Source organism: Pedobacter sp. WC2501, assembly GCF_052682415.1.
Window position 1 is genome coordinate 4,140,868 of sequence record NZ_JBQZFI010000001.1, and the last position, 19,746, is coordinate 4,160,613.

Sequence of the window (19,746 nt, forward strand, 5' to 3'; positions counted from 1 at the left end):
GAATGAACCCATCAGTAGCCGTTGTAATTTTAAACTGGAATGGAAAAGCATATTTAAAGCAGTTTTTACCAGGAATTTTGCTTTCCGAATATGATAACCTGCAAATTGTTGTGGGCGATAATGCCTCAACAGATGATTCAGTTTTATTTTTACAAGAAAACTTCCCAACTGTTAAAATTATCCAAAATGATCAGAACTATGGATTTGCAGGAGGCTACAATAAAGTTTTAGAACGTGTAGAAGCCGATTATTTTATTTTGCTCAATTCGGATGTAGAAGTTGTTCCAAACTGGATCAAACCTATCATCAGCCTAATGGAAAGTGATACTCAGATTGCAGCAGCACAGCCCAAAATTAAATGGCAGTTAAACAAGAAACAGTTTGAGTATGCAGGTGCTGCCGGAGGCTACCTGGATATTTATGCCTTTCCTTTCTGCCGCGGAAGGCTTTTTAATGTTTATGAGTTTGATAACGGTCAATATAACGAACAAAAAGAGGTTTTTTGGGCTAGTGGGGCAGCCTTTTTTATCAAAAGTAAATGCTGGATAGAGACTGGTGGATTGGACGCCGATCTTTTCGCCCACATGGAGGAAATAGATCTTTGCTGGCGCTTGAAAAACCTGAACTATAAAATTATGTATTGTCCGGATGCTGAAGTGTACCATGTTGGTGGCGGAACTTTACAGACAGAAAATCCATTTAAAACTTACCTCAATTTCAGGAATAACCTCATCATCATGCAGAAAAACCTTCCTGCAGGTGATGCCATTTTCAGGATTACTATCAGAATGTTTATTGATTTTATTGCATGGTGGCATTTTCTGCTAACGGGAAAACCTAAATTCACCATGGCAGTGACCAAAGGCCATTGGCATTTTCTTAAATCTTTATCAAAAACCAATAAAAAACGTAAAGCCGTTCAAAAAGAATACACAAAACATACTGGGGTGTACAATAACAGTATTGTTTGGGCATTTTTTATCAAAAAAATTAAATATTTCTCGAAGTTAAAATAGATCAATAATCATCATGTGGCTGTATCTCACTTGAATTTGTCACGTTGAGCTCAGCCTGTACTGAGCTTGACGAAGTATCGAAACGCCTTGTAAGACATTTGAAACAGGTCCTTCAACAAGATCAAGATGAAAATATTTATAAGACAGCCTGTGGAAAAATTAGGATCCTTTTAAGATTTCTTGACTACTTTATATACTGCTCGAATCAGGCCATTAGGGCAAACTACTTCAAAGATTCATTGATTGATTTTTCTACCCAGTATATGGTATTGGAAGCCAAACCCAATGTACTAAAGGCGATATAACCTTTTTTATCAACCACAACATGGGTTGGATAACCTTTTACACCATATTTATTGGCTATATAACTCCCACCATCCACAATGTTATAATCAAAGGCGGTCGATTTAAGAAAACTTTTCAGATCATATTTTTCATCCAAAGCAATGGCCAGGAAAACCACATCTTTATTGTCTTTATATTTAGCTACCAGTTCATTTAACTGTGGAATTTCTCTTTTACATGGAGGACAATTGATAAACCAGAAATTAAGCACGAAAATTTTTCCTGTACTATCTCTTAAATCGTATTTATTACCATTCATATCGGTAATTTTTAAGCCATTAAACAAATCGCCTTCCCTAAAAGAATCGCTAGCTCTTGGTTTTGGGATCTTATCCATATAAGCCGATTTCTGCTCAGCCGATAACTCATAAATCAAATATTCTGGCTGACCGCTCTCGGTAACAGTCTTCCGGTTTTTAATGCCATATTTACCCGTTTGCATCAATTTTTTCCAGGCATTAAACGGATACACCAGACCGTCTTCTCCCCTTACAACCGATTGTTCGTTCAATACATTTTTCTTGATGGGATTTTCTTGCGCATAACCAAAAAGAGCAGTAAATAAAAGAGCGATAAAGATTAGATTTTTGAACATTTTAAGATAATTTAAACCAACAAACTTTCGATCGCCAGACGGTAACCTTTCATTCCAAACCCGGTTAAAACACCCTGACAGTTTTTCCCAGTCAACGAAACATGGCGGTATTCTTCCCGGGCATATATATTTGAAATATGTACCTCAACAACTGGCGTTTTAATAGCAGCTATAGCATCTGCAATGGCTACAGAAGTATGCGTATAACCACCAGCATTAAGCACTACCCCATCATAACTGAAACCTACTTCATGCAATTTATTAATAATTTCACCTTCCACATTACTTTGGTAGTATTCAATTTCGATCTCCGGATAAACTGATTTTAATTCTTTAATGTAATCTTCAATGCTGGTATTTCCGTAGATAGATGGCTCACGAACGCCCAATAGATTTAAGTTTGGGCCATTAATAATTTGTATTTTCATAATATAATGTTGTAACGTTGCAATGTTATAAAAAATATCAAATAAAAGCATGCTTTGGTCATCATATATTAAAGGATTTAAGTCGTACCTGAAGTTAGAGCGGTCGCTATCTGGCAATTCTATAGCAGCTTACCTCAATGATATTGATAAGTTGATCCAGTATTTCCAATCTTTAAATGAAGAACCCAAATTAACCAACATTACCATAATCGACCTAAAAGCCTTTATTTCATGGCTAAATGAGCTAGGCATGCTTGCAAGTACGCAGGCAAGGGTTATATCGGGACTGAAAGCTTTTTTCTCGTACTTAACGCTAGAAGATGTGATCAGCAATGATCCTACTGCATTATTAGAAGCGCCCAAATTAAGCCGAAAATTACCCGACACGCTTAATATCCACGAAATTAATGAGCTGATCGCTGCAATAGATGCTTCAAAACCCGAAGGCATGCGGAACAAGGCCATTATGGAAGTATTATACGGCTGTGGCTTACGTGTTACTGAACTAACAGAACTTAGAATCTCCAGTCTTTTTCCACAGATCGAATTTATCAAAGTAATTGGAAAAGGAAATAAAGAGCGTTTGGTACCCATCGGAAGCGTCGCGCTAAAACTACTCGACATTTACATTAACGAAGTTCGGGTACATGCAAATATTAAGAAAGGGCATGAAGATTTTATCTTTTTAAACCGTTCTGGCGCTAAGCTTTCTCGTATTTCTATTTTTAACCTGATTAAAAGTCTCGCCGTTGCCACAGGATTAAAGAAAACGATCAGTCCACATACTTTAAGGCATTCATTTGCGACACATTTAATTGAAGGTGGTGCTGATTTGCGTGCGGTTCAGGAGATGCTGGGGCATTCGAGCATTACCACCACAGAAATTTATACACACATTGATAGAGATTACTTAAGAGAGGTAATTACGCAGTTTCATCCGAGATCTTAATTATAAACAAATTAAAACATGATTAATATTACCGTTCCATTTGATAAACACATGTTTATTAAAAGTAACAAACTCAAATTTAGATTAGAATATAAGCAGAGTTATATAAAATTGCTCATTTATATTATGCTAACAATAGGATTAATAATTTTAATTATCACAAACAAAGGACCATCCTCATCTTTTTATGGAGTAGTTGGAGTGATACTTTTCATATTGACTTTTAATTATATCTTAAGAATTATAAATGTACGAACACTTTTTTTTAGAGAAATGGATGTCCTGAGTGAGAAACATGAGAAACAGAATTTCATTTATACTTACGAATTTACTGATGATGAGTTTAGTTATTCTGATAATGAAAAAAGATTTCATTTTAATTGGGGAGCCTTCTCAAATTATTCAGTTATCAATGATTTCTTTATATTGTTGATTGACAAACGAATATTTCTCATGCTGCACAAATCTGAAACAAGCGAGTCACAATTTAATGATATCATTGAATTAACTAATTCAAAGCTGAGTTTTAAGAAAGTTTAATCATCATATCCTTACCCAAAACGGCTAATTTTTAGTGCATCCGTAAATTATTTTTAACCACAAAGACACAAAGTTTGGCCGAAATAGTTTTTTCCTGCTCTATATTTCCAGGCGTCTGACATCTGACTCCTAACGTAGTAATATTTTCCTCACCATTAAGAAGTTAAGGATATTAAGCATTCATCGATAAGTCCTATAGTGGTAGAAATTGATCATTGAAAATTGATTATTGGCTTCGATTCCATCATCCATTTTCCATTACACCTCTTCCATCAAACCCCTGCTTTCACCATCCTATCCTTTCCCTGCATATCCTTTCTTAACTCAATATTATTAAACCCTTTACCAGATAACATTTCTACTGTTTCTTTACCTAGGTATTCATTAATTTCAAAGAAAAGTTGTCCATTAGGTTTTAAATTGGTTTTTGCAAAATCAGCGATGGCTCTATAAAAAATTAAGGGATTTTCGTCGCTTACAAACAAGGCCAAATGAGGCTCGTGCATGAGTACATTGTTATGCATTTCAATTTTTTCTAAATCCCTGATGTAAGGTGGGTTACTTATAATGACATCAAATTTTTCTTCAGATTGAAATGTTAAAATATCTGCTGTAATAAAATTGATTTCAACACCAATTTGCCTGGCATTCTGTTTTGCAACTTCGATAGCATCAGCAGATACATCCAATGTGGTTACCTGAGTGTTTGGTAAGTGTTTTTTAAGGGTTATTGGTATACAACCAGATCCAGTTCCAATATCAAGTATACTTAACTTTTTCGGTGACTCAAAACTGTTAACTGAGGACTGTGTGCTGCAAACTGAAATGATCCATTCTACCAATTCCTCTGTTTCAGGTCTTGGTATCAATACATTTTCGTTTACTTTAAAAACCAAACCATAAAAATGGGCTTCCTCTAAAATATGCTGAATTGGTTTTCCGATCTGCAGGTCGTTAAGGATGCTCAATAGTTTTTGCATGTTGATAAAACTGATAGCTGCATCTTTCTGCATCATTAACCTACTGGAAGACATGGCTAAAACCTGCTCAGCAGCCAGGCTAAATAATGTTTTCGCCTCATCGCTTTCGTATAAGGGGGCAAGTTCCAATTTATAATGCTCTTCGAGTGCTCCAATGTTCATGAACAGCAAAATTACTTATTTGAGATGATAACAAATCTGTTTTGATAAACCCATGACTCTTTTTTTACTACTTTTGCGCTAATGAGCGATGAATTCTATATTAAACGCTGTTTGGATTTAGCTATTTTAGGTATTGGAAATGTAAGCCCAAATCCAATGGTAGGCTGTGTTATCGTTTTAAACGATAAAATCATTGGCGAAGGTTATCATCAACAATACGGAGAAGCACATGCAGAGCCCAATGCGGTTAAAGCTGCATTTGATCAATATGGAGATGAGGCTGAAGTCATGTTAAAACAGGCAACAGCTTACGTGAGTCTTGAGCCCTGTGCACATTTCGGTAAAACCCCTCCCTGCGCCGATCTTTTTGTGAAACACCAAATCAAAAAAGTGGTTATAGGTAATAGGGATCCTTTTTCAAGCGTTGATGGCAAAGGAATCGAAAAACTTAAAAATGCCGGAATTGAAGTATTAAGTGGAGTTTTAGATGATGAATGCCGTTACCTTAATAGAAGATTTTTTACCAGGATACAACAGCAAAGGCCTTATATCATTTTAAAATGGGCTGAAACGGCCAATGGTTATTTTGCAACTAAAGATGGCCACCAAAAGTGGATCAGCGGTGCTCTAGCCAAACGATTGGCACACCAGTGGCGTACTGAAGAAGATGCCATTTTGATCGGCAAACAAACTGCTATTATGGACAATCCGCAGTTAACGTCACGAGAATGGCCGGGTAAAAGCCCCATTCGTTTGGTAATCGATAAAAACCTTCAGGTGCCGTTATCCAATCACATTTTCAATGCAGAAGCCAAAACCATCATATTTAACGAAATTAAAACTGATGTGGTCGACAATATCCATTATATCCAAATGGAAGACATGCATTTTTACCTGGCACAAAAGATTGCGTTTCAGCTTTATTTAATGGACATACAATCGGTAATTATTGAGGGTGGCGCAAATATCCTAACTCAGTTTTTATCCACTAACCTTTGGGATGAAGCACGTATCTTCACCTCATCAAGCAGCTGGACGGACGGTGTTCCTTCGCCTAACATAAACGGAAATTTGAAAGAACAGATCGAAGTTGGAAACGATAAACTCGCTATCTATATAAACGACATAAATAAATGATCTACATTATTTTAAGCATTTGCTGTAGCGTTACGGTAGCAATATTATTAAAGTTAGCCAAGAGGTACCAGATCAGTATCATTCAGGTCGTTACAATTAATTATCTGGTTGCATTAAGTTTATGTTTTCTTTTTTTTAAGCCTGATGTTAAACTGATTAATTCTACCGCACCATGGCCTATTTATATTGCGCTGGCTATTTTATTGCCGTCGATATTTTTATTCCTTGCTGCATCAGTAAAGAACCTTGGCATCGTTAAAACCGACATAGCCCAACGTTTATCGCTATTTATTCCGATACTAGCGGCTTATTTCGTCTTTAAAGAGGATTTTAACAACTTAAAAATTATTGGCCTTGCGATAGGATTTGTGGCTATTTTCTTAACCTTTCTTCGGAAGTCTGATTATCAGGAAGCCGGGAAGGAAAGCCTCCTCTATCCCATTATGGTTTTTGTGGGCTTTGGCGTAATCGATGTCCTTTTTAAACAGATTGCCTTATACAAAGAATTACCTTATACAACCTCACTTTTCGCTGTTTTTTGCCTTTCATTCATCGTATCGCTGCTCATTGTGATCACTATGGTGATTTCGGGAAAAATAAAATTACAATTGGTTAATGTTGTTTGTGGACTGATTCTGGGCTTTTTTAACTTCGGGAACATTCTTTTTTACATGAAAGCACACAAAGCACTGGCAGAGAATCCCTCAACAGTTTTTGCAGCCATGAATTTAGGCGTTATCATTGTCGGAACATTAATTGGTATAATTGCTTTTAAAGAAAAATTGAGTAAGCTGAATTATGTGGGGATAGTTTTAGCTATCGCTGCTGTTATCTTTATAACCCTATCGCAGAATGCTGTTCGATGATTCCTATAAAACCATCGAAAGTGCCTCAGAAGGCATATTTCGTGATAAAGGCAGCAAATTTATTGCTCATGCCTACCCAATCCGTAGTGAAGAAGAAGTAAAGCCAATCATTATGAACCTGCGGGCTGCAAATGCAAAGGCCAATCATTTCTGTTATGCATACCGTTTAACGCCGAATCGGTCTGTTTTTAGGGTAAATGATGATGGCGAACCTTCTGGCACCGCAGGCAGGCCAATCCTCAATTGTTTATTATCAGAAGATATTACCAATATATTAATTGTAGTCGTAAGGTATTTTGGTGGCACCTTACTCGGAGTCCCAGGTTTAATTAACGCCTACAAAAACGCTAGTATAGAAGCGATTAAAGCTTCAAACATTATTGCGAAAACGGTTAATGATGTGTATGAAGTTCATTTCGAATACCTACAGATGAATGATGTAATGAAATTGAGCAAAGAGGAAAATTTACAGATTTTAGCACAACAGTTTGATACCAATTGTATCTTAAAATTTGAGGTAAGAAAGGCGCAACTCAATCAGGTTTTGAGTAAATTTGATAAAATTGAAGGTGTTAAACTAAAATATCTCCACACAATTTAATAACCACAGATATTAGTTCTGCGTTGATCAGCAAAATCTGCAGGAACAAAAAAAATTATAAAGGATTAGATCAATTAGTAACCACAGATAAAAAGGATCAACACAGATAAATCTGTTTCCATGAGTGAGATCTGCGGGCAAAAACAAACCAAATATGAAAATATCCGAAAGCGACTTAATCATCAATCCTGATGGTAGCATATACCACTTAAATCTTTTACCTGGAGATATTGCCGATACCGTAATTACCGTTGGCGATCCAGACCGTGTTGGAGAAGTGAGCAAGTATTTCGATCAGATAGAATTTAAAAAGGGGAAGCGGGAATTTATCACCCATACCGGTTTTATAGGTAAAAAAAGGGTAACCGTACTTTCAACAGGTATTGGTACAGATAACATTGATATCGTTTTTAATGAACTGGATGCGCTGGTAAACGTCGATTTCGAAACCCGCGAAGTGAAAAAAGAACTGACCTCGCTGAATATTATCCGTGTAGGCACATCAGGAGCCGTGCAGCCGGATATTCCCATGGGAACCATTTTAGCCTCCTCCTATGGTTTGGGCATGGATGCTTTAATGAATTATTACCTGCAGCAACTATCTGGCGATGAGCAACTTTTAATGGATGACATCAAGATACATTTTGGTCATTTAAAAAATATCAACCCCTACTTAACAGCTGCGGATGAAGGTCTTTTAAATACCATTGGCAAAGATATGGTTCATGGCATTACCATTACTGCTCCGGGTTTTTACGCTCCACAAGGCAGGATAGTACGGGCAAAAAATGCAGTTCCTGATTTCATCGGACTTATCAATAGTTTCCAGAGCAACCAGTACCGCATTACCAATTTAGAAATGGAAACAGCAGGGATTTATGCTTTAGCAAAAGTTTTGGGACATAAAGCACTTTCTGTAAATGCTATTTTGGCTAGCCGTGTAAAATTTGAATTCAGTAATGAGCCTAATAAAATTGTAGAACAGGCCATTAAAACGGTGTTGGAAAGGATTTAATTAATTTACAATATCTATACTATTGGTCCTTGGAGAACATAAACGGAGGCTGAAATATCAATAGTATAAACTAAGATGTCTCAGGTGGTTAAAATAAACCATTAATATCCATAAAGCACTAAATTAACAACTTATGCAAACAACTGAAAAGTCAGATGGTAACATCTAACTCCACTTAAATAAATCTTTTAAAAAGATCTCTCCACTATGTTATACTTCGGTCGAGATGATTTTGGAGAAATAAAAAGGCCCGAAATTTCGGGCCTCCATGTTTATACTGTTCGTATCTTCTCTCTTACCAGTTCATTTCCTTCTGTATCCAGATAAGTACAGGTCATTTCTTCCAAATCAGTTACCCATTTTTCCACTCCTGCATCTGCCGCCTGTTTACAGAAAGTAATATAATCTGTTTCACCTTGTTGATGTACTTCTAAAGCGTGCTCTAACTTTCCGGCAGAAGATTCTTCATTGATAACCAAAGTTGGATATTCATCAGGACTCACCTGTTGTGCATTATCTTCGTCATCAAAATAGATCGACAAACCATTGCTTACATAAACATCGTTCCGTTTAACACCCAATTCCTTAATTTCTTTTATAAACTGTGGGAAATCTGCACCAGTTTTAATTTTTGATTCTGCTGCCCGGATGTTTTCGATGTTGAACATAATTTATTTGTTTAATGAAACTTTGTAAATGGTTGTTTGCGTGTACAAATCTTCTGGTCTTAATATGGTACTTGGAAATTCAGGGATGTTTATTGCATTGGGGTGATGCTGTGTTTCCACACAAAAAGCACCGAAGCTGCCGTAATCCCTTCCGCCTTTACCATTTTTTACATCCAAATATTTTGAGGTATAAAGATGTGCTACCGGCTCTGTTGTATATACGCTTAAAACTAAACCGCTTTCTTCTTCAATTGTTTTGGTTGCCAGCGATAAATCGCCATATATTTTATCCAGAACGTAAGTTTGGTCGTAGCCTTCTTCTTCATCCCAATCCTGCCCAATCGCTTTAGATTTTGTAAAATCCATGTGCGTACCTTCAACAGGGATCAGTTTACCTGTTACAGAATAATTACTGTCCTGCTCTAAATAATTCGAAGCGAAAATCTGTTGCTTATGGTTTTTGACGTTTCCGCCTTCAGGAGCCAGGTTAAAATAACCATGGTGTGTTAAATTGATTGCAGTAGCCTGATCAGTCTCTGCTTCATAACTTAAAATCAATTCATCATTTTCGGTAAGGTCGAAAGTAAGGTCAATGATCAGGTTGCCTGGGAAATTCTCTTCGCCATCCACACTTTCATACTGTAAAGTAACCGACGATTGTGACCCTTCGCCCACTTCAACAACATCCCAAACTTTTTTATCAAAGCCTTCTATACCTCCGTGTAGCGTATCAGTACCAGCATTTTGTGCCAGTTGATAGTCTTCTCCATCAATGGTAAAACGGCCATTTTTGATACGGTTGGCATAACGTCCCACAATAGCACCCAAATATGGATACTGGGTTAGGTAATCTTGATTAAGGTATTCGTCGAAAGTATCAAAGCCCAATACAATATCCTGCATTTCGCCTTTGGCATTTTTAACGATGAATTTATTAATAATCGCACCATAATTGAATATTTTAACATAAGTGCCTTTACTGTTGATTAATTCGATTGCGATAACTTCTTCGCCATCAATAATTTTTCCGGTAGGTATTTGCTGAACGCTCATAAATTGTAACTTAGGGCTTTTGTTTCCTAAACAAACATACTATTATTAATGCTTTTAATAAATATATTTTAGCCAAATGAATATTAACCTTGAGGAAAAATTTGAAGCGCAATACCATAAAAAAGCAGCCGCCATATATTTCACACCCGGTCGCGTTAACCTCATTGGCGAGCACATTGATTACAATGGCGGTTTAGTAATGCCCTGTGCCATTACCCTCGGAACCTGGTTGGCCATTGCGCCTAATAACGATAACAAATTTAGGTTTAAGAGCCTGAATTTCGAAATGGAAACCACTGTTGAAAGCAATGTTTTAAATGAAAAAGACGGAAGCCACTGGGCCAATTATCCTATAGGTGTAATTAATGAAATGATCAAAGATGGAAGAGAGATCACCGGATTGGATTTTCTTTTTTATGGGAATATCCCCATCGGATCAGGGCTTTCTTCTTCTGCATCAATTGAGATTGCTACGGCTTATGCCTTAAACAGTTATTTTAACCTGGGTTACGACCGATTGGATCTTGTTAAGATTGCCAAACGGGTGGAGAATGATTTTATTGGCCTAAACTCAGGCATAATGGATCAGTTTGCGGTTGCTTTCGGCGAAAAAAACAAAGCGATTGTTTTAGACTGCGAGACTTTAAAATATAAAATGGTTGATATTGACCTAGGCAACTACGTGCTGGCCATTATCAATACCAATAAACCGCGTGAACTGGCAGATTCTAAATATAATGAACGTGTTGCTGAATGTCAAACAGCCTTAAAGCTATTAAACGAAGAAATTACACTTCACTATCTTTGTGAGCTTAATGCTGAAAAATTTGCTTTGCACAGCCATTTAATAACAGATGAAACTATTTTAAACCGTGCAACACATGTAGTTAAAGAAAATGATCGGGTTCATTTGGCTGCTAAAGCATTAAACGGCGGAAACCTGGAAGAATTTGGCCGCTTGATGTATGCCTCACATGAATCGTTAAGAACATTATATGAAGTAAGCGGTAAAGAACTGGATGCTATAGTAGATTTCTGTACCGGCTATGACCATATAATCGGCGCCCGCATGACAGGAGCTGGTTTTGGAGGTTGTGCAATTGCATTGCTGGAGAAAGGTTACGAAGAAGACTTTGCAAAACACTTAACAGATTATTATGTAGCTAAAATTGGCTACCCTGCTGCAATTTATATTAGCGAAATTGGTAATGGTCCAATTAAGTTGTCGGTGTAATCACTTTTAAAATAATGAGAAAATTAAAATTAGACGAGTTAAACCGTCCTGATATTGAAGCTTTTAAGGCCCAGGAAAAATTGCCTGTTGTAGTGGTTTTGGATAATGTGCGCAGCATGCATAATGTAGGGTCAATATTCCGTACTGCTGATGGGTTTGCTTTAGAAAAAGTGATTCTTTGTGGCATAACTGCACAACCACCACATCGCGAAATTGAAAAAACGGCTCTGGGTGCTACACAATCGGTAGACTGGATTCACTATACAGACACTTTACAAGCTGTTGATGCCCTTAGGGATTTAGGATACGAAATTATTGCCATTGAACAGGCAGAGAATAGCACGATGCTAAATACTTTCACACCTGATCCCGATAAAAAATATGCGCTTATTTTCGGGAATGAAGTTGATGGTGTTAGCGATGAGGTAATGGCTAAAATTGATGATTGCATTGAAATTCCGCAATTTGGGACCAAACATTCTTTTAACATCGTAATTTCTGCGGGGATAGTATTTTGGGATTTCTTTGCTAAATTAAGACTTTAATAACTTCATTTCGACTGAGGTGCAACGGAATGAGAAATCTGTGATTATTTATAATTCATAGATTTTTGCCACAGATTAACTGTTAATGGTTAATTTTTTTTACAAAAAATAAGGGAATTGAGAGGACAGATTAAGATAAATCGTCCTTTTGACAGCATTGGAGAAATCTTTGAATTCTGTTTACAGCTGAAAAGTCCTACCCTCTACAGCCAACTCAGTATTTTCGAAAACAGACTGTGCTTCTTCTAAAAGCATTTGTAAAGTTTTGTAACGTGAAGAAAAATGGCCGATGAGTAATTTCTTAGCTCCACTGATTTTTGCTACCTCTGCTGCCTGTAAGGCGGTTGTGTGATGTGTTTCTTTAGCCCTGTCCAATAAGTCGTGCATAAAGGTAGCTTCGTGGTATAAGGTATCGCAATCTTTTATGGTAGCAAAGTAGCTTTCGTCAAACAAGGTATCAGAACAATAAGCATAACACCGTGGTGCATCTGCCGGTGTGGTGTAATCTTCACTGCGCAAAATATCGCCATTGGGCAGTTCTACATCAATTCCTTTTTTTAAGGTCGTATAATAAGCCATAGGCACTTGATCAGTTTTCTCTTTTATTAATTTACGTTGTCGTTTCTTTTGCTGAAAGATAAAACCTGTAGTAGGGATACGGTGATTTAAAATAATGGTTTTAACTATTAAATCGTTATTCTCGAATATCTGTATTGACTGATCGGCTTCGATGGGAAAAAACTCAATTGGATATCTTAACGTTGTATCAGAATATTTAAACTGGATCTCTAAAATTTCCAATAAAGGTCTGGGACCAAATATCTGCATGGGTTTTAACCTGCCATTTAAATGCAAACTGGAGAGCAATCCGATTAAACCGAAGTAATGATCGCCATGTAAGTGGCTGATAAAAATATGATCTATACGGGCTGCTTTAAGGTTGTATTTAGCCAATTGTTGTTGGGTTCCTTCACCACAATCAATCAGGTAATATTTTTCATTACAATTTAACAGCTGTGCCGAAGGATTCCTGTTAAATACAGGGGTTGCAGAACTGCTTCCTAAAATTGTAACTTCAAATTTCATCATGATAAGATATAAAAAGCCTCGTAGATTTTTAGAAACTACGAGGCCGGAATTTTATTTAAATATTTTGTTATTTAGCGCCTCTAAACTCTTTCTCCAACTCATCCATAAAGATAAAATCAGTAGCCTCATCTATTGTATTAACAAACGTTACTGATTGAAATATGTTTGATAATTCGATAATTGATGCCAACTCGTCGTTAATTCCCGTTACGATAAATAATCCGCCTGCCGATTTGCAAAGCCTGTCGCCAACCAATAAGCAGCTTAAATCCTGTGCATCACTACACTCTGTAACATAACTTAAATCAACAATGATGTTCTGAAATCCCCCGGCATTAAGCAAATAGAACTCTGATTTTAAACCTGGGGCGTTATCGTTCGTAAACTTATGTTCTTCTAACTTTAAGGTTACATATTTGTCGTGTTTATCTACTGAAAATTTCATCTCTCTAATCTTTATGGTACTAATGTATAAATTTCTTTCGAATTTAAAGTGTTTCTAAAGCCTTTAAAACATTAGTTTCAATACGGCTTGAAATTGCATCAGCATCAGCTTTTATAAAGGTCTCCCCTACAATTTTTTCATAAAGTTCAATATAACGTTCTGAAATTGAATTTACGATTTGCGGTGTCATTTCTGGTACAACCTGCCCATCTTTTCCCTGAAAACCATTTTCAATTAACCATTTTCTTACAAACTCTTTTGAAAGTTGTTTTTGTGGTTCATTATTGTCCTGGCGATCCTGATAACCATCGGCATAAAAATAACGTGAAGAATCTGGAGTGTGAATTTCGTCGATAAGGTAAATTACGCCATCAGCCATACCAAACTCGTATTTCGTATCAACTAAAATCAATCCGCTTTTTGCCGCAATCTCGGTTCCCCTTTGGTATAAGGCATGCGTATATTCTTCTAACTTTTCATATTCGGTTATGGAAACAATACCTTTTGCTAAAATATCTTCTTTTGAAATGTCTTCATCATGCCCTACTGAAGCTTTAGTGGTTGGTGTAATAATGGGTTGAGGCAGTTTATCATTTTCCTTTAAACCTTCAGGTAAAGAAACACCGCAAACAGAACGTTTGCCAGCGCTATATTCTCTCCAGGCATGTCCGGCTAAATAACCTCTGATCACCATTTCTACTTTAAACGGTTCGCAGATACGGCCAATAGTAACCATAGGATCTGGAACAGACAAAACCCAGTTGGGAACGATATCTTGAGTAGCTGCTAAAAATTTAGCTGCAATCTGGTTTAATACCTGTCCTTTAAATGGAATCGCTTCAGGCAATACTACATCGAATGCAGAAATACGATCTGATACCACCATTACCATAAACTGATCGGCAATTGTATATACATCGCGTACTTTACCTTTGTAAAAATTACTTTGATTCGGGAAATTGAAATGGGTTTCTTTAAGTGCTTTCATGAGGGGATAAAAATAGGAAAAAAGTGTGAAAGTCCGAAGTCTTGAGTCCATAGTCCAAAGTCAATTTAGACTCAAGACTATAGACTAGCGACTCGGGACTCAACTACTGAATATCACCGTAAGCTTTCAGGATATCTTTCACCAATTTATGTCTCACCACATCTTCACCGCTTAAGTAAATAATATCAATTCCTTTTATATCTTCCAAAATCCTTAAGCCGTTGAATAAGCCCGACATTTGTTTTTTAGGTAAATCGATCTGTGTAACATCACCGGTAACAATAAATTTAGCTGTTGGTCCCATACGGGTTAAAAACATTTTTAACTGCATATCGGTGGCATTTTGTGCCTCATCTAAAATCACAAAGCAATTATCTAAGGTACGGCCCCGCATAAATGCCAGGGGAGCAATTTCTATTGTACGGTTTTCGATGTAGAATTTCAACTTCTCAGCAGGGATCATATCATCTAATGCATCATATAGCGGGCGTAAATACGGATCGATTTTTTCCTTTAAATCGCCTGGTAAAAAACCCAGGTTCTCTCCTGCCTCAACCGCCGGCCTAGTTAAAATGATGCGTTTAATTTCTTTGTTTTTTAAAGCCCTAACCGCTAGTGCTACTGCAGTATATGTTTTTCCCGTCCCGGCAGGGCCTATGGCAAACAGAATATCATTTTTAGCAATACTGCTTACCATTTTACGCTGATTTGCAGTTCTTGCTTTTACCAACAGGCCGTTTGTACCAAAAACAATCACTTCTCCTCCTCCACCTGTTGGTTGTTCTACATCTTTTTTTGCAACGCCCGTTGCCTTTGCACCTAATATTGTCTCAACATCATTATTGCTTAGTGAGCTATATTTTTCAAGATGTGCAATCAGTTGGTTAAACTTCTCTTCGAAAGCCTTAAGTTCCTGTTCATCACCGAGAACCTTAACATCACTTCCTCTCGCCACCAGTTTTAACTTTGCGAAAGCGCCTTTAATCATTTCGTAATTCTCATTGTTCGGCCCCCAAAAGTGAGCAGGATTTACGGTATCCAGGGTTAATTTTAATTCGTTCAAACTGTAGTATTTTAAAAAGTTATCGGGGTATATTAATTAAAATTTGAATATTTGCAGGCGCTTAGGCCTGTACACAAGAATAAGCAATAATAATGAATTTTTAATGGGGATAATTACTTTAACAACAGATTTAGGTTCAAAAGATTTTTACCAGAGTGCCCTTAAAGGTAGTCTGTTGAGTCTTATGCCTAATGTTAATTTAGTTGATATTACCCACGAGGTTCCATCATTCAATATTTCCTACGCTGCCTTCGTTTTAAAAAATGCTTATCCTTACTTTCCGAAAAATACCGTGCACCTAATCGGTATCGATTCTGTATACAGCGAAAACACCAAATACATTGCTATAAAGCATCGTGATCATTTTTTTGTAGGCGCTGACAATGGCATTTTCTCGCTTCTTTTTGATGATGTTCCTGAAGATGTGGTAGAGCTAAACATTATGCAGGACCTGAAATATTTACATTTTCCTTTGGTTGATATTTTTGTTAAAGCAGCAACGCATCTGGCTAAAGGAGGCAAACTAAAAGACATCGGTTTACCTGTAGCAGAGATTGAACAGAAGATGCTTTTGCACCCTGTAATTGAGCGGGATGTAATCCGTGGAAGTGTAGTTTATATTGATACTTTTTGCAATGTGATTACCAATATCACCAAAGATCTTTTTACTAAAATTCAGAAAAACAGGGACTTCACTTTATACTTCAGGAAAAGCGAAACCATTACACAATTAAGCTGGCACTATAATGAAGTGCCGGAAGGCGAAAAACTTTGTCTGTTCGGCATTAGTAACCATTTAGAAATTGCCATTAACAAAGGAAAGGCAAGTGGATTGTTAGGCTTACACCTTGGTGATATCGTAAGGGTTGAATTTCATCCTTAAAAGCGAAAAGACCAAAGATAAAAGACTAAAGCGGAAAAATCCATATAGAAATTATCGTCCTTTCGACCGAAATGGAGAAATCTATTGCCGAACTTATTTCCTGATAGATCTCTCCGTTCCCTTGTACTTCAGTTGAGATGACGAATATTTTGGGAACTTTGCATTACAAATGAACTAATGACGACCGAACCAATAAAACAACTTCTACCCTTTTCGCGTTTATATCCACATGAAGAAATATTTTTATCTGCTCTCGCTTATCTTATTTAGTTTTCAAGTTTTTGCGCAACAGGATACTGCCGCTTATGCAGCACAACGGATTAAAGTAAATTCACTGCTTCAAGAACGAAGCGCAAAATTTGGCCAATATGATGAAAGCTTAACGCAGCGTTCAGGTATTTTTGGCTGGCAAACGAAGAAAGACATCAAAAATTCAAATGAAATTCTCCGTCAGGTGGTTTTAACCGATAATAATATTTTTAAGGAACTGAAAATTTTAATGGATTATAAAGACCTGCAGAACCAACAGAAAGTAGCTGTGGCAGACAATTCGCAGGAGCGCATAGAACGTTATATGCAAACCATTAAAAAATTACAGGATCAGAATGCACAGCTTAAAGAAGATTTAGAGAAAAAAAATAAAGGAGGTTTATCAACTTACATCATTGTCTTTTTGATTTTAATAATGGCTGGTGGATTTTATTTCTTCAATAGAAAACTACAGAGGTATGAAAAAAGGACTGTTTAAAATCTTGGCGAAGATAAACAAGGCTGTTCTGCCAAGCTTGTATAAAAAAGATCCAAATAAACTCACTACTTTTCAGAAAGCGATATTGGGCTATCGGTATTGGGTTACAACGAATGCGTTGGACTAGTTTAGAAAAGAGGCTGTATCATAAATTGTAATTCAATTGAATTTGTCACGTTGAGCTTGTCGAAACGCCTTGTAAGACATTTAAAACAGGCCCTTCGACAAGCTCAGGATGACAATTCTATATTTATGAAACAGCCTCTTAAAATATTATTACTTCTTAAAATGCTCAATAATCAACGTAGCCAATTCCGTACCAATACGTTCTTGTGCTTCGTTTGTTGATGCGCCGATGTGCGGTGTTAAAGAGATTTTAGGATGGGTTAAAATTTCTGCCAATGGAGTTGGTTCGTTATCGAAAACATCTAAACCCGCAAAAGAAACTTTGCCTGAATTTAAGGCTTCAATTAAAGCTGGTTCATCAATTGTTCCACCGCGTGAGCAGTTTACAATACCAACACCGTTTTTCATTTTAGCAAATTCTTCTGCACCCAAAATCGGTTTATCGGCAAATGGAGTATGTAAGCTGAAGAAATCACTTCCTGTAATTACTTCATCTAAGGAAACCGTTTTAATTGGAATACTTACCGATTTACCACCCTGGAATTCCAAAGTAATTTCAGATTCTGAAGGATATAAATCGTAAGCCAATACATTCATACCTAAACCTAAAGCCACTTTTGCAGTTGCACGACCAATACGACCAAAGCCGATAATACCGATGGTTTTGCCGCTTAACTCAGTTCCTTTAGCATAAGCTTTTTTAAGGTTATTGAATTGTGTAGCACCTTCAACAGGCATTTTACGGTTAGCATCCTGTAAAAACCTGATACCGGTAAATAAGTGTGAAAAAACCAACTCAGCAACAGATAAGGAAGATGCAGCTGGTGTATTTACTACTGCAACACCTTGACTGCGTGCGTATTCTACATCGATATTGTCCATACCAACGCCACCTCTACCAATTAATTTGATATTAGGTACAGCATCAATTAATTCTTTTCTAACTTTTGTTGCGCTACGAACAGTAATGGCATCGTAGTTTTTTAGAGCTTCTGCTAATTTATCCTGAGGAATGGTTTCTGTATCAACCTGGAAACCTGCTTTTTCTAATAATTCTTTTCCGATCGGATCAATCCCATCGTTTGCTAATATTTTAATCATTATATATATGATTGCACAGATTTGATTGATTACAGCGATTAAATAATCGCTGTAATCATCTGTGGTTAAAATTTAAATTAATTTGTTTTTGCTTGTTGTTCTTCAAATATCTGCATGGCCTCTACCAAAGCATGAACACTTGTAATTGGCAAGGCATTGTACATCGAAGCTCGGAAACCGCCTACACTTCTGTGGCCTTTAATCCCCACAATACCTTGTTCTTCTGCATATTTTAAAAATGGTTTTTCCAATTCTGAATTTTCCATTACGAAACAAATGTTCATTCTGGAACGGTCTTCAACTGCGCAAGTTCCTTTAAACAATGGATTACGATCGATCTCCCTGTAAAGTGCCTCAGCTTTTTGTTTGTTTTCTTTTTCAATTTCTGCAACACCACCTTTTGATTTTAACCAACGAAGGTTTAATAAAGCAACATAAATAGAGAAAACTGGAGGTGTGTTATACATTGAACCGTTATCAATATGCGATTGATAGTTCAACATTGATGGAATTTTACGGTCAATTTTACCTAAAATTTCATCTTTAACAATAGCAATGGTTAAACCTGCTGGACCAACATTTTTTTGCGCTCCGGCATAAATTAAATCGAACTGAGAAACATCGATTACACGGCTCATGATATCTGACGACATATCGCAAACTACAGTAACATCGGTTTTAGGTACTTCGAAAAGCTCTGTTCCATAAATAGTATTGTTTGAAGTATAGTGGAAATACGCACTATCAGCAGGAATTTCAAAATCTTTCGGTATGAACGTATAATTCGCATCTTTAGACGATGCAACTACATTCACATTGCCGATAAATTTAGCCTCTTTTAATGCTTTGGTTGCCCAAACACCAGTATCTAAATAACTTGCTGTTTGTCCGTCTCCCAATAAGTTCATCGGTACCATTGCAAACTGTAAACTTGCGCCACCTTGTAAAAATAAAACGGAATAACCCGATGGCACATTTAATAATTCTTTTACCAACTTATCAGCTTCAGCAACAACTGCCTCAAATTCGGTTGTTCTGTGCGAAATTTCTAAAATTGATAATCCATCGTTAAAATCTAAAACAGCCTGAGCTGCTTGTTTAAACACTTCTTGAGGTAAAATACAAGGGCCTGCGCCAAAATTATGCTTCATCTTATTATATAATGTTTT

General features: G+C 36.8%; 22 protein-coding genes. 11 read left to right on the forward strand and 11 right to left on the reverse strand.

Annotated elements, in window-relative coordinates:
• The first annotated feature begins 2 nt into the window (after positions 1–2).
• Positions 3–1,016 carry a glycosyltransferase family 2 protein gene (locus tag ACUN24_RS17450; protein ID WP_445563662.1) on the forward strand — a complete coding sequence of 338 codons (1,014 nt, stop codon included), beginning with the start codon at positions 3–5 and terminating at the stop codon, positions 1,014–1,016.
• Between the two features lie 223 nt (positions 1,017–1,239).
• On the opposite strand, the gene ACUN24_RS17455 is transcribed toward ACUN24_RS17450, so the two are convergent.
• Positions 1,240–1,956, reverse strand: coding sequence for a TlpA family protein disulfide reductase (locus ACUN24_RS17455; protein WP_445563663.1), 717 nt, complete (start codon positions 1,954–1,956; stop codon positions 1,240–1,242).
• 11 nt (positions 1,957–1,967) lie between these two features.
• Positions 1,968–2,384: a type II 3-dehydroquinate dehydratase gene (gene aroQ, locus ACUN24_RS17460; protein ID WP_025144771.1), complete on the reverse strand. Its 417-nt coding sequence runs from the start codon at positions 2,382–2,384 to the stop codon at positions 1,968–1,970.
• 49 nt (positions 2,385–2,433) lie between these two features.
• Between aroQ and xerD the strand changes: the two genes are divergently transcribed.
• Positions 2,434–3,333 carry a site-specific tyrosine recombinase XerD gene (xerD, locus tag ACUN24_RS17465; protein ID WP_445563664.1) on the forward strand — a complete coding sequence of 300 codons (900 nt, stop codon included), beginning with the start codon at positions 2,434–2,436 and terminating at the stop codon, positions 3,331–3,333.
• A gap of 18 nt (positions 3,334–3,351) precedes the next feature.
• Complete coding sequence (locus ACUN24_RS17470; RefSeq protein ID WP_445563665.1) at positions 3,352–3,873, forward strand: hypothetical protein; 522 nt, start codon at positions 3,352–3,354, stop codon at positions 3,871–3,873.
• A 272-nt stretch (positions 3,874–4,145) separates the two neighbouring features.
• Here ACUN24_RS17470 and prmC read toward each other — a convergent pair whose 3' ends face one another.
• Positions 4,146–5,015 carry a peptide chain release factor N(5)-glutamine methyltransferase gene (gene prmC / locus ACUN24_RS17475; protein WP_445563666.1) on the reverse strand — a complete coding sequence of 290 codons (870 nt, stop codon included), beginning with the start codon at positions 5,013–5,015 and terminating at the stop codon, positions 4,146–4,148.
• A gap of 81 nt (positions 5,016–5,096) precedes the next feature.
• On the opposite strand from prmC, the gene ribD reads away from it, so the two are divergent.
• From ribD to ACUN24_RS17495, 4 genes are all read left to right on the forward strand, one after another.
• Complete coding sequence (gene ribD, locus ACUN24_RS17480) at positions 5,097–6,152, forward strand: bifunctional diaminohydroxyphosphoribosylaminopyrimidine deaminase/5-amino-6-(5-phosphoribosylamino)uracil reductase RibD (protein WP_445563667.1); 1,056 nt, start codon at positions 5,097–5,099, stop codon at positions 6,150–6,152.
• On the forward strand, positions 6,149–7,018 hold the full coding sequence (locus ACUN24_RS17485) for an EamA family transporter (protein WP_445563668.1): 870 nt from the start codon (positions 6,149–6,151) through the stop codon (positions 7,016–7,018). The genes ribD and ACUN24_RS17485 overlap by 4 nt, the downstream gene beginning before the upstream one ends.
• Positions 7,005–7,619 carry an IMPACT family protein gene (locus tag ACUN24_RS17490; RefSeq protein WP_445563669.1) on the forward strand — a complete coding sequence of 205 codons (615 nt, stop codon included), beginning with the start codon at positions 7,005–7,007 and terminating at the stop codon, positions 7,617–7,619. Before ACUN24_RS17485 ends, ACUN24_RS17490 begins: the two co-directional genes overlap by 14 nt.
• 154 nt (positions 7,620–7,773) lie before the next feature.
• Positions 7,774–8,634 (forward strand): nucleoside phosphorylase, encoded by an 861-nt coding sequence (locus ACUN24_RS17495; protein WP_445563670.1) that lies wholly within the window; start codon positions 7,774–7,776, stop codon positions 8,632–8,634.
• 272 nt (positions 8,635–8,906) lie between these two features.
• On the opposite strand, the gene ACUN24_RS17500 is transcribed toward ACUN24_RS17495, so the two are convergent.
• Positions 8,907–9,302 carry a DUF1398 domain-containing protein gene (locus tag ACUN24_RS17500; protein WP_445563671.1) on the reverse strand — a complete coding sequence of 132 codons (396 nt, stop codon included), beginning with the start codon at positions 9,300–9,302 and terminating at the stop codon, positions 8,907–8,909.
• A 3-nt stretch (positions 9,303–9,305) separates the two neighbouring features.
• Positions 9,306–10,355 carry an aldose epimerase family protein gene (locus ACUN24_RS17505; RefSeq protein ID WP_445563672.1) on the reverse strand — a complete coding sequence of 350 codons (1,050 nt, stop codon included), beginning with the start codon at positions 10,353–10,355 and terminating at the stop codon, positions 9,306–9,308.
• Positions 10,356–10,431: 76 nt separating this feature from the next.
• Between ACUN24_RS17505 and ACUN24_RS17510 the strand changes: the two genes are divergently transcribed.
• Positions 10,432–11,589: a galactokinase gene (locus tag ACUN24_RS17510; protein WP_445563673.1), complete on the forward strand. Its 1,158-nt coding sequence runs from the start codon at positions 10,432–10,434 to the stop codon at positions 11,587–11,589.
• Between the two features lie 14 nt (positions 11,590–11,603).
• Positions 11,604–12,134, forward strand: a complete 531-nt coding sequence (locus ACUN24_RS17515) for an RNA methyltransferase (RefSeq protein WP_445563674.1) — start codon at positions 11,604–11,606, stop codon at positions 12,132–12,134.
• Between the two features lie 180 nt (positions 12,135–12,314).
• On the opposite strand, the gene ACUN24_RS17520 is transcribed toward ACUN24_RS17515, so the two are convergent.
• The 4 genes from ACUN24_RS17520 to ACUN24_RS17535 all read right to left on the reverse strand — a co-directional run bounded on the left by ACUN24_RS17520 (position 12,315) and on the right by ACUN24_RS17535 (position 15,719).
• A complete protein-coding gene (locus ACUN24_RS17520; RefSeq protein ID WP_445565145.1) occupies positions 12,315–13,220 on the reverse strand; it encodes a ribonuclease Z in 906 nt (301 codons plus the stop codon).
• Positions 13,221–13,290: 70 nt separating this feature from the next.
• Positions 13,291–13,668: an STAS domain-containing protein gene (locus tag ACUN24_RS17525; RefSeq protein WP_193420667.1), complete on the reverse strand. Its 378-nt coding sequence runs from the start codon at positions 13,666–13,668 to the stop codon at positions 13,291–13,293.
• Positions 13,669–13,711: 43 nt separating this feature from the next.
• Entirely contained in the window at positions 13,712–14,656 is a 945-nt protein-coding gene (locus ACUN24_RS17530) for a phosphoribosylaminoimidazolesuccinocarboxamide synthase (RefSeq protein ID WP_445563675.1), read from the reverse strand.
• Between the two features lie 103 nt (positions 14,657–14,759).
• Positions 14,760–15,719: a PhoH family protein gene (locus tag ACUN24_RS17535; RefSeq protein WP_445563676.1), complete on the reverse strand. Its 960-nt coding sequence runs from the start codon at positions 15,717–15,719 to the stop codon at positions 14,760–14,762.
• Positions 15,720–15,822: 103 nt separating this feature from the next.
• Here ACUN24_RS17535 and ACUN24_RS17540 point away from each other — a divergent pair, with 103 nt between their 5' ends.
• Both ACUN24_RS17540 and ACUN24_RS17545 read left to right on the forward strand, forming a co-directional pair.
• Positions 15,823–16,602 (forward strand): SAM hydrolase/SAM-dependent halogenase family protein, encoded by a 780-nt coding sequence (locus ACUN24_RS17540; RefSeq protein ID WP_445563677.1) that lies wholly within the window; start codon positions 15,823–15,825, stop codon positions 16,600–16,602.
• A 229-nt stretch (positions 16,603–16,831) separates the two neighbouring features.
• Entirely contained in the window at positions 16,832–17,350 is a 519-nt protein-coding gene (locus ACUN24_RS17545) for a hypothetical protein (RefSeq protein ID WP_445563678.1), read from the forward strand.
• A 276-nt stretch (positions 17,351–17,626) separates the two neighbouring features.
• Here ACUN24_RS17545 and ACUN24_RS17550 read toward each other — a convergent pair whose 3' ends face one another.
• On the reverse strand, positions 17,627–18,577 hold the full coding sequence (locus tag ACUN24_RS17550; RefSeq protein ID WP_315421466.1) for a D-2-hydroxyacid dehydrogenase: 951 nt from the start codon (positions 18,575–18,577) through the stop codon (positions 17,627–17,629).
• 77 nt (positions 18,578–18,654) lie between these two features.
• Complete coding sequence (serC, locus tag ACUN24_RS17555) at positions 18,655–19,728, reverse strand: 3-phosphoserine/phosphohydroxythreonine transaminase (RefSeq protein WP_445563679.1); 1,074 nt, start codon at positions 19,726–19,728, stop codon at positions 18,655–18,657.
• Positions 19,729–19,746 lie beyond the last annotated feature (18 nt).